The sequence below is a fragment of the Actinomadura sp. GC306 genome (assembly GCF_004348665.1).
In the GTDB taxonomy this organism is placed as follows: Bacteria; Actinomycetota; Actinomycetes; order Streptosporangiales; family Streptosporangiaceae; genus Spirillospora.
This window is the reverse complement of record NZ_SMKM01000004.1, coordinates 22153-30926: the sequence shown is the minus strand read 5'-3', so window position 1 is coordinate 30926 and position 8774 is coordinate 22153. Positions and strand designations below refer to the sequence as shown.

The 8774-nt window shown below is 71.5% G+C and carries 4 protein-coding genes and 1 pseudogene; 1 reads left to right on the top strand and 4 read right to left on the bottom strand.

Annotated features, from left to right (window positions below; all coding sequences use genetic code 11):
• Nucleotides 1–3: 3 nt before the first annotated feature.
• The gene (locus E1200_RS01320; RefSeq protein ID WP_131949892.1) at nt 4–1599 is read right to left on the bottom strand and encodes a polysaccharide deacetylase family protein; all 1596 of its coding nucleotides are present in this window, start codon (nt 1597–1599) and stop codon (nt 4–6) included.
• 508 nt (nt 1600–2107) lie between these two features.
• Between E1200_RS01320 and E1200_RS01315 the strand changes: the two genes are divergently transcribed.
• Nucleotides 2108–2941: a universal stress protein gene (locus E1200_RS01315; RefSeq protein ID WP_131949891.1), complete on the top strand. Its 834-nt coding sequence runs from the start codon at nt 2108–2110 to the stop codon at nt 2939–2941.
• 200 nt (nt 2942–3141) lie between these two features.
• On the opposite strand, the gene E1200_RS01310 is transcribed toward E1200_RS01315, so the two are convergent.
• The 3 genes and pseudogenes from E1200_RS01310 to E1200_RS01300 form a co-directional block, all read right to left on the bottom strand.
• Complete coding sequence (locus E1200_RS01310) at nt 3142–5643, bottom strand: glycosyl hydrolase family 65 protein (protein WP_131949890.1); 2502 nt, start codon at nt 5641–5643, stop codon at nt 3142–3144.
• Nucleotides 5615–8431, bottom strand: coding sequence for an HAD-IC family P-type ATPase (locus E1200_RS01305; protein ID WP_207933030.1), 2817 nt, complete (start codon nt 8429–8431; stop codon nt 5615–5617). Before E1200_RS01305 ends, E1200_RS01310 begins: the two co-directional genes overlap by 29 nt.
• A 44-nt stretch (nt 8432–8475) precedes the next feature.
• Nucleotides 8476–8622, bottom strand: a pseudogene (locus E1200_RS01300) (DNA-binding response regulator); the annotation flags it as partial.
• Nucleotides 8623–8774: the final 152 nt, after the last annotated feature.

The following is an 8774-nucleotide window of genomic DNA, read 5'->3' as shown; positions in this document are numbered from 1 at the left end:
GGGTCAGGGGACGAGAGCGTCGAGGGTGGTGAAGGAGTACCCGGCGGCGCGGAGTCCGGTGATGATCGCGGGGAGCGCGTCGGCGTCCAGCGTGGTGCCGTCGTCGGGATTGGCGCCGACGTGCATCAGGACGATCATCCCGGGCGTCTTGGCGGCCAGCACGCGGGCGCTGACCTTGTCGGCGGTCTGCCCGCCGGAGGTGCCCTGCCAGCCGAGGGAGTCGACCGTCCAGCCGACCGGGACGTAGCCGAGCCTGTTCAGCAGCGTCACGTCCGAGGCGGTGTAGGCGCCGTAGGGGAAGCGGAACAGCGGCACGGCGTGCGCGCCGTTGGCGTTGAAGATCGCGGTGCGGGCGGTGGTGACCTGGGTCGTGGCCGTGGCGTCGCTGATCTTGGTGAAGTCGGGGTGGGTGTTGCTGTGGTTGCCGATCCGGAATCCCGACCCGGCTAGCAGGTTGCTGTAGACGGGGAACCCGCGGGCGAAGTCGCCCACCAGGAAGAACGTCGCCGGGACGTTCTCGCGCTGCAGGGTGGCGCGGATCGAGGAGACTCCGGACGCGTCCCACGCCGAGTCGAAGGTCAGCGCGGCGACCTTGGACGTGGTGGGGATCTTGGTGACGTTCTTGCCGCGCAGCGCGGACGGCACGCCGGGCGGAGGTCCGGGGACCCAGGCCTTCACATCGGTCGTCCAGGTGGTGCCGGTGATGGTGCGGCTCCAGAACGCCCCGTCCCGGCCGCGTCCGACCGACACGGTCCTGCCGCCGGCGAACGCGGCGCCGGGCCCGTCGACGTACAGGCCGCCCATGATCTGCCAGTCGCCCCACGAGCCGGTGTAGGCGCGGACGCGGAGCCGGTGGGTGTCGGCGTTGCGGACGTACACCCAGGCGCTGCCAGTGGCGGTGTCGGCGGCGATGCCGGGGGTGCTGTAGGTGCTCTCACCGAGCGACGTCCAGTTCGACCAGGCGGCGCCGGTGCGGGTGCGGGTCCAGACGGCGTGGTCGCGGCCGGTGGCCACGACGCGGACGGTGTCGGCGCCGGTGACGGCGACGGCGGGCGCGGAGTCGGCCGTCATGTCGAGGCCGGTCCAGGCGCTCCACCCGGTGCCGGGGGTGTAGGTCTTGGTCCGCAGCTTGTCGGCGGCGTCGCGGACGAACACCTCGACGCGCCCGTCGGGGTGCCCTGCGGCCGCGGGCGAGGTGCTGATGGGCAGGTCGTCGACCTTCGTCCAGGGCTGCCAGGTGCCGCCGACGCGGACGCGCTCCCACAGCTTGCCGTCCACGCCGCGCCCGTACACGTGCGGGTCGCCGCTGGCGAAGGTGACGGCCGGACCGCCGATCAGGCGTCCGGCCAGGTTGAGCGGCGTGGACCAGGTGCCGTCGACCAGCCGCCGGTACAGCACGTTGGTGGTGGAGGCCCGGTAGGCGACGTCGAAGCCCTTGCCGCTGGGCCAGCCGGCGATGCCGGGGGTGTAGGTGGGCACGTCCTGGGTCGCCGCCGCACGGGCCGAGGGGGAGGACGCAGCCAGGACGGGCAGGGCGGGCGCGGTCACCAGCGTCACTGGGAGCAGCACCGCCGTCGAGAAGGCTGTGAGGCGTCGCATCGGAATTCACCGTCCTTCGGTGGGGATTCCAGCGTTCGCCCGCAGACCTGCGCTGAGGAGTGACGAAGGTCCCGCCATTACCACCGAACGTCAGGATGGCATCCAGCCGCAGAACCGCTTACAGTTCACGGGCTTCCGTGCGGCGGTTCGGGAAGGGGTGCCCCGATGCCCTTCGGGAACTCTCGTTGCGGCTGTGGACGTGAGCGCGGTGTGGCCCCAGGAGGAGCGAGGCCTGGCCCACACCGAAACCGTCACCCTTTCAGTGCGCTGAGCCGGGCGAACGCGCCTCTGAGCAGTCCCGCCAACCGATGGCCGCGGCCCTCTTCGTGATGGCCGCGGCTTGCCCGTCTCCGCACACGATTGCGAGCGGGGCCACTGAGTGGGGTCGCGTAGAGGCCGGTGACGGTCGTCCCCGAACGGCGGGACCTTTGACCGCGGAACGGCGGCGGACCGCGGCCTAGCGTCGAAGGCGAAAGCGACCAAAGGGACGGCTAAGGAGGACTGACCGATGTCGGCTCCGATCGTGGTGGGAATCGATGGTTCCGCGCATGCCTGGCGAGCATTGGACTGGGCGGCGGATCGTGCCGTCCGTCGGCGTCTGCCGTTGCTGCTGGTGCACGGTTCACGTGCCCTGGCCGACGATGGTCCTATTCCGCCAGACGCATTGCGCCGGCTGGTCGCCGAACGCGAGGACCTGCTCGCCGAGGCCCGCCAGTACGCGCTTAAGCTCCACCCGGATCTCGACATCCGGACGCGGCTGGTGCCGGTGGACCCGGGTCGGGCGCTGGTGGAGGAAAGCGAGCATGCCGACCTGGTGGCGGTGGGATCGCGCGGGCTCGGCGGGTTCGAAGGACTGTTGTTCGGGTCCGTCGGCTTGTACACCGCCGCTCACGCCCGTTGCCCGGTGCTGGTGGTGTCGCGTTCGGCCCCCTACCCGGCCGACGCGCCGACGGAGATCGTGGTCGGTGTCGAGGGCCGCCGCGGTGAGGACGCCGTCGTCGAATGGGCCGTCGCGGAGGCCGCCGCGCGGGACGCCAGGATCCTGGCCCTGCACGCCATTGGCGGGGAGTTCGGCTCGCCGCGCCGACGAGTGATCGAGGACATGGAACTGTCGGAAGCCCTGGTCGGGATGCGCGAGCGGTATCCGGACGTCCGAATCGACCAGCTGGTCTCGGAGCGGACACCGTCCCGGGCACTGGTGGAGGCTTCGCAGAACGCCGCCATCGTCGTGGTCGGCGCCCGCCAAAGGCGAGGGCCGGGCGGTATGGCGCTGGGCCGGGTCAACCACGCGGTGCTGCACCACGCCCACTCACCGGTCGCGATCGTCCCCACCGGGGACTGATGCCACCTCAAGCTCCGCGCGACACCCCGCTCCGGAGGACTGAGCAGAGAAGTTGACCATGTCCCATCCGATCATTGTCGGGGCCGATGGCTCGGTTCCGTCCGAAGTCGCCGCGGCCCGGGCCGCCGAGGAGGCGGCCCGGCACGGACGTGATCTGGTCGTGGGCTCCGGTCCCTTATCGGTGGATGCCATCTTCATGCTCACTCTGCCGACGGGTCGCCCCCACGGCCATCGGTCACCCCTGGCCGGGACCAGAGTCCGTTCCGCGGTCCTTGCAGCGCTACGTCAACTTGCGCTGGCTCCGTCCGGCCGTGCTGGAGGGGTCGCTCCCAGGTGGCGCCGGGCTGGATCTCGGTCTCCTCGGCTCGGTAGGAGACGCGGATGGGGGAGGTGGCTCCGGGACGGAGCGTCACGCGGATCAGGTCCTGCCGGCACGTCATATCGATGCCCCAGTGGCCCCGGTAGCGGAGTCCGAGGCGGAGTTCGCCGATCGCGGTGGGCAGCCGCGGCTCCAGTTGGAGGGTGCGGCCGCGGGTGCTGATCCCGGCGTGGCAGCGCTGGACGAGGTCGACGGTGCCGGCCATGGCGCCCAGGTGGACGCCCTCGCCGGTGGTGCCGTGCTGGGCGTCGTTGATGTCGCTGAACAGTGACTCAAGGAAGAGGTTCCAGGCGGTGTCCCCGTCGGTGCGTGCCAGGATCCAGGCGTGCACCAGCGAGCTGAGGGTGGATCCGTCGCAGGTGCGCGGCAGGTAGTAGCCGATGGTCCGGGCCGCCAGGGCGGGTCCGTGCTCGTAGCCGAGTTGCCGCAGGACGTCGTCGAGTTCGCCGGGGGACAGCACGTAGAACAGCATCAGCACATCGGCCTGTTTGGAGGCCTTGTAGTGGTTGGGGGAGTCGCCTTCGGCTTCCAGGATGCGGTCCAGCCTGCGGATGTCGCCGTAGCGCTCGCGGTACCCGGCCCAGTCGAGTTCCTTCAGCTCTGCGTAGCCGTCGAACTGGCTTATGACGCCGTCGTGGAACGGGACGTGCATCTTGCGGGCGACGTCCTCGAACCGGATGATCTCCTGGCGGGTCAGTGTGAGCCGCTCGCGCAGTTCCTTGCGGCGGTCCTCGGGCAGTGCGGCGAGCGCGTCGAGCGACCGGCGCAGCACCCAGGCGGTGAGGACGTTGGTGTAGGCGTTGTTGTCCAGGCCCGGCTCGTCGCGTCCGGGGTAGGCGTCGTGGTACTCGTCGGGCCCCATGACGCCGTGGATCCGGTACCGGTCGGTGGATCGGTCGTAGTCGGCCAGGTCGGCGAAGAACCGGGCGACCTCCAGCATGATCTCGGTCCCGTGCTCGCCGAGGAACTCGATGTCTCCGGTCGCCTCGTAGTAGCGCCAGACGTTGAGGGCGATGGCGAGCCCCACGTGCCGCTGCAGATGCGAGTGGTCGGTCAGCCATCGGCCCGAGCGCGGGTTGAGGTGGACGCGCTGGGTCTCCTCGCGCCCGTCGGCGGCGCTCTGCCACGGGTACATCGCGCCGCGGCGGCCGGCCGCCGCCGCTGCGCGGCGTGCCGCGGGAAGGCGCCGCCACCGGTACATCAGCAGCGCGCGGGCGATCTGCGGGAACCGCATGGTCAGGAACGGCAGGATGAACAGCTCGTCCCAGAAGACGTGACCGCGGTACGCCTCGCCGTGCAGGCCCCGGGCGGGGACGCCGGCGTCCAGGTTCACGCTGTGCTCCGACACCGTCTGCATCAGGTGGAAGATGTGCAGGTTGAGGGCGCGCTGCACCTCGGCGTGGTCGACGCTGAGCTGGCAGCGCCGCCACAGCCGGGACCACGCCGAGGTGTGCCGTTCCAGGAGAGCGTCGAAGCCGCCGGCGTCCGCGGCGGCGGCCAGCGCGGCACGGCCGCACTCCTCGACGGCGTGGTCGCGGGAGGTGAAGACCGCGGCGACCTTCTCGACCGTGACCGGGACTCCTTCGCGGAGGTCCAGCGTCAGGTCATGGCCCGTCCAGCCGTGCTCACTGCGGCGGGTCGCCGCGGTCTGGGCCGATGCCCGGGTGCGGGCCGCCACCGCGATTCCGATGTCCGACGAGTTCGTCCGGGTGCGCAGCAGGAGAAGCTCTGGATCATCCGGCTGAGCGGTCTTCGTGTGCTTCAGGTGCGCCTCCGGCAGCCCTCGGTACCGTGCGACACCGGCGTTGACGACACGCCCGTCCAGCGCCGACACGATCTGTGCGGTGCCGCTCCAGTCCTCTGCCACAACGGTGGTCTCCAGGGCGGCCAGGTGCGGGTCGTGCATGGACACGATGCGGCGCTGGGCGACCCGTGAGGTCCGTCCCCGTGAATCGCGCACGCGCACGAGCCGGGTCAGGACGCCGCGCCGCACATCCAGTTCCTGCCGGTAGGACAGCAGCCGGCCGCTCGCTTGGGCATGGTCGATGTCCAGCCACTCGCCGTCGGCGGCGCGGAAGGCCAGAGGCAGCCAGTTCGGCATGTTGACCAGGTCGGCGTTGTCGATGTGCCGTCCGGCCACCTCGGCTGCTTGCCGGTCATAGCAGCCCGCGATGTAGGTCCCCGGGTAATGGGCGCCTCCGGCGGGCGACTCCGGGGCGGCTCCCCGGGTGGCGAAGTACCCGTTCCCGAGGGTGCAGAGGGCTTCCCGCAGCCGCTCGGTGCCGGGGTCGTAGTCATCGTAGGACAGGATCCACCGGTTCATGGTGTCCCCTCACGCTGCCGTCCGCGGCCGTCCGCAGAGCATTCCCGGCATCCTCACGTTCCCACCGCCTTGCCGCGCCGGGTAGCACCGGAAGGCACAGCCGGTCGGGACCTTCGACCCCTGCATGGCGGCCCGCGGCCTGCGGAAACTGGGAAGGAGACCTGCGTTCCCTCAGCGGGCGCGCTGGACGAGCTTGAGAAGCTCCACCGCCGCGTACGACAGGACGGCGATCACGGCGATGCGCATCCAGGCGGCGGCGTCCAGGGGGGCGGAACCGAACACCTCGTTCATGCCCGGCAGGGTAGGTGTAGACGGCCTGGAGCGCGAGGAGGCCGAGGGCGCTGGCGGCGACCCAGGGATTGCGGCGGACGCCTTTGAGGAGCATCGGGCGGTCCAGAGACAGGCAGTTGAACAGGTAGGTCAGCAGGGTCAGCGCGAACACGTTGACGACGATGGTCTGCGCGGCCTCGGGCGACGCGCCGTGCGCCCGTTCCCAGGACTGGAGGCCGAACGCGCCGGCGAGCAGGATCGCCGCCACCAGCCCGATCCGGGCGGTCAGCGCGCGGGAGATCAAGGGGAGCGAGGGGTCGCGCGGTGGGCGGGTCATGATGTGCTCGTCCTTGGGTTCGACGGCGAACGGCAGGCCGAGGACGAGCACCGCGGTCATGTTCAGCCACAGGACCTGGAGCGGCAGGATCGGCAGGTCGGTTCCGGCGAGGATCGCGGCGACCAGGACCAGGCCGAGGCCCACGTTGGCCGGCAGTGCCCAGACGATGAACTTGACCAGGTTGTCGAAGACGCCGCGTCCCTCCTCGACGGCCTGCTCGATGGAGGCGAAGTCGTCGCCGGTCAGCACCATGTCGGCCGATTCCTTGGCGGCGTCGGTGCCGGCACGGCCCATGGCGACGCCGATGTCGGCCTGCTTCAGGGCGGGGGCGTCGTTGACGCCGTCGCCGGTCATCGCGATCACATGTCCGGCGCCCTGGAGCGTCCGGACCAGGTGGAGTTTCTGCTCGGGGGAGACGCGGGCGAACACGGCGGTGTCGAGGACCCGTTCGGGGGAGACGCCGGCGGCGAGTTCGGCGCCGGTCATGACCCGGCCGTCCAGCCCGATGCGGGCGCCGATGGCGCGGGCGGTGGCGGCGTGGTCGCCGGTGATCATCTTGACCTGGACACCGGCGTCGTGGCAGGTCCGGACCGACTGGGCGGCTTCGGGCCGGGGAGGATCCAGCATGGCCTGCAGGCCGAGGAACCTCAGCCGGGGCAGCGCGTCCAGGCCGGGCGTGTCGGTGCTCCCGCGGGCGAAGGCCAGCACGCGCAGCGCCTGCGCCCCGTAGTCCTCGGCGCGGTCGTGCACGGCGGAGGCGTCGAGCGGGACCGGGCCGCCGGGCCCGGCGGCGTCGTCGCACAGCTCCAGGATCCGCTCGACCGGGCCCTTGACGTAGACGGTGCCGTCGTCGTGCAGGGTCGCCATGAAGCGGCGTTCGGAGCTGAACGGCAGTGCCGCGGCACGGGGCGGGACGTGGTCCAGCCCGGCCTTGGCGGCGCTGGTGAGCAGGGCGCCCTCGGTGGGGTCGCCGGTGATCGTCCACTCCCCGCCTCGGTGCTCGAGCCGCGCGTCGTTGCATCCCAGGCCCGCCCGCAGCACCTCCCGCAGAACGGGGTGCCCGGCGAGGTCGACCGGGCGGCCGTCATGGAGGATCTCCCCCGTGGGGGCGTAGCCGGTACCGGTGAGGGTGTAGTCGAGTCCGCCCGCGGTGACGGCGGTGACGGTCATCTGGTTCTGGGTGAGGGTGCCGGTCTTGTCGGTGCAGATCACGGTGGTGCTGCCGAGGGTCTCCACGGCGGGCAGGTGCCGGACGATCGCGCCGCGCCGCACCATCCGGGCCACGCCGAGGGCCAGCGTGATCGTCACGATGGCGGGCAGGCCCTCGGGGATCGCGCCGACGGCGAGCGCGACCGCGGCGGTCAGCATCTCCGCCGTGCCCCGGCCGCGCAGCACTCCGACGGCGAAGGTCAGCGCGGCCAGCGCCAGGATCGCCACCGTCACGGTCTTGCTGAACTGGGTGATCTTGCGGGTGAGCGGCGTCTGCACCGAGGCGGTGGTGTGCATCAGGCGGTGGATGCCGCCCAGCTCGGTGTCCGCGCCGGTGGCCACCACCAGGCCCGCGGCGCGTCCGCCAGTGACCAGCGTGCCGGAGAAGACCATCGCGGTGCGGTCGGCCAGCGCGACCTCGGGCAGTGCCGCCGGGTCCTTGGCGACCGGCAGCGACTCACCCGTCAGCGCCGACTCGTCCACCGCCAGCTCGTCGGTGCGCAGCAGCCGCAGATCGGCGGGCACCTTGTCGCCGGCGTCCAGTTCGACCAGGTCGCCGCGGACCAGATCCTCCGCCGCCACCCGGCGCGGGGTGCCGTCCCGCACGACCGTCGCAGACGTCCGCGTCAGCGCGGCCAGCGCGGTGAGCGCCTTCTCCGCGCGGGACTCCTGGACGAACCCCACCACGGCGTTCACGATCACCACGCCGAGGATCACCACGGCGTCCACGTGCTCGCCGAGCAGCGCCGTCACGGCCGCCGCCGCCAGCAGCACGTAGATCAGCGGGCTGTTGAACTGCAGCAGGAACCGCAGCACCGGTCCGCGCCCGCGCGCTGCGGGCAGCGCGTTAGGGCCGTCCCGCTCCAGCCGGGCCCGCGCCTCACCGGACGCAAGCCCGCATGACGCGTCCCCGCCGAGGTCGCGTACGACGTCCTCGGCGGACCTGCGGTAGGGCGCGAGCGCCGCGGTCATCGCAACGTGGCCAGCCGCTCGTCGTACTCCGCGGTGTCGATCTCCGCCTCGGCCGCGGTGCCGGCCTCGCCGACGATCTCCAGGTCGTCCTCGGCGCACAGCAGCGCGGCCACACCCCGCCGGACCACCTCGTGATCGTCCAGCAGGAAGATCCGGACGCTTCGTGCGCTCTCTCGGGCCTGCTCGGTCATGGCAGATCGTTCCTCGGCTCGACGGTGACGTGAGCGACGTTACCCACCGGCCGACAGCGGGCACAGTGACGAACGTCCCAGCGAACGTCGTCCACCGATCTTCGAGGACGTCATGACTAGAGGAAACGTCAGCGAACCTCCTCTTCAACACG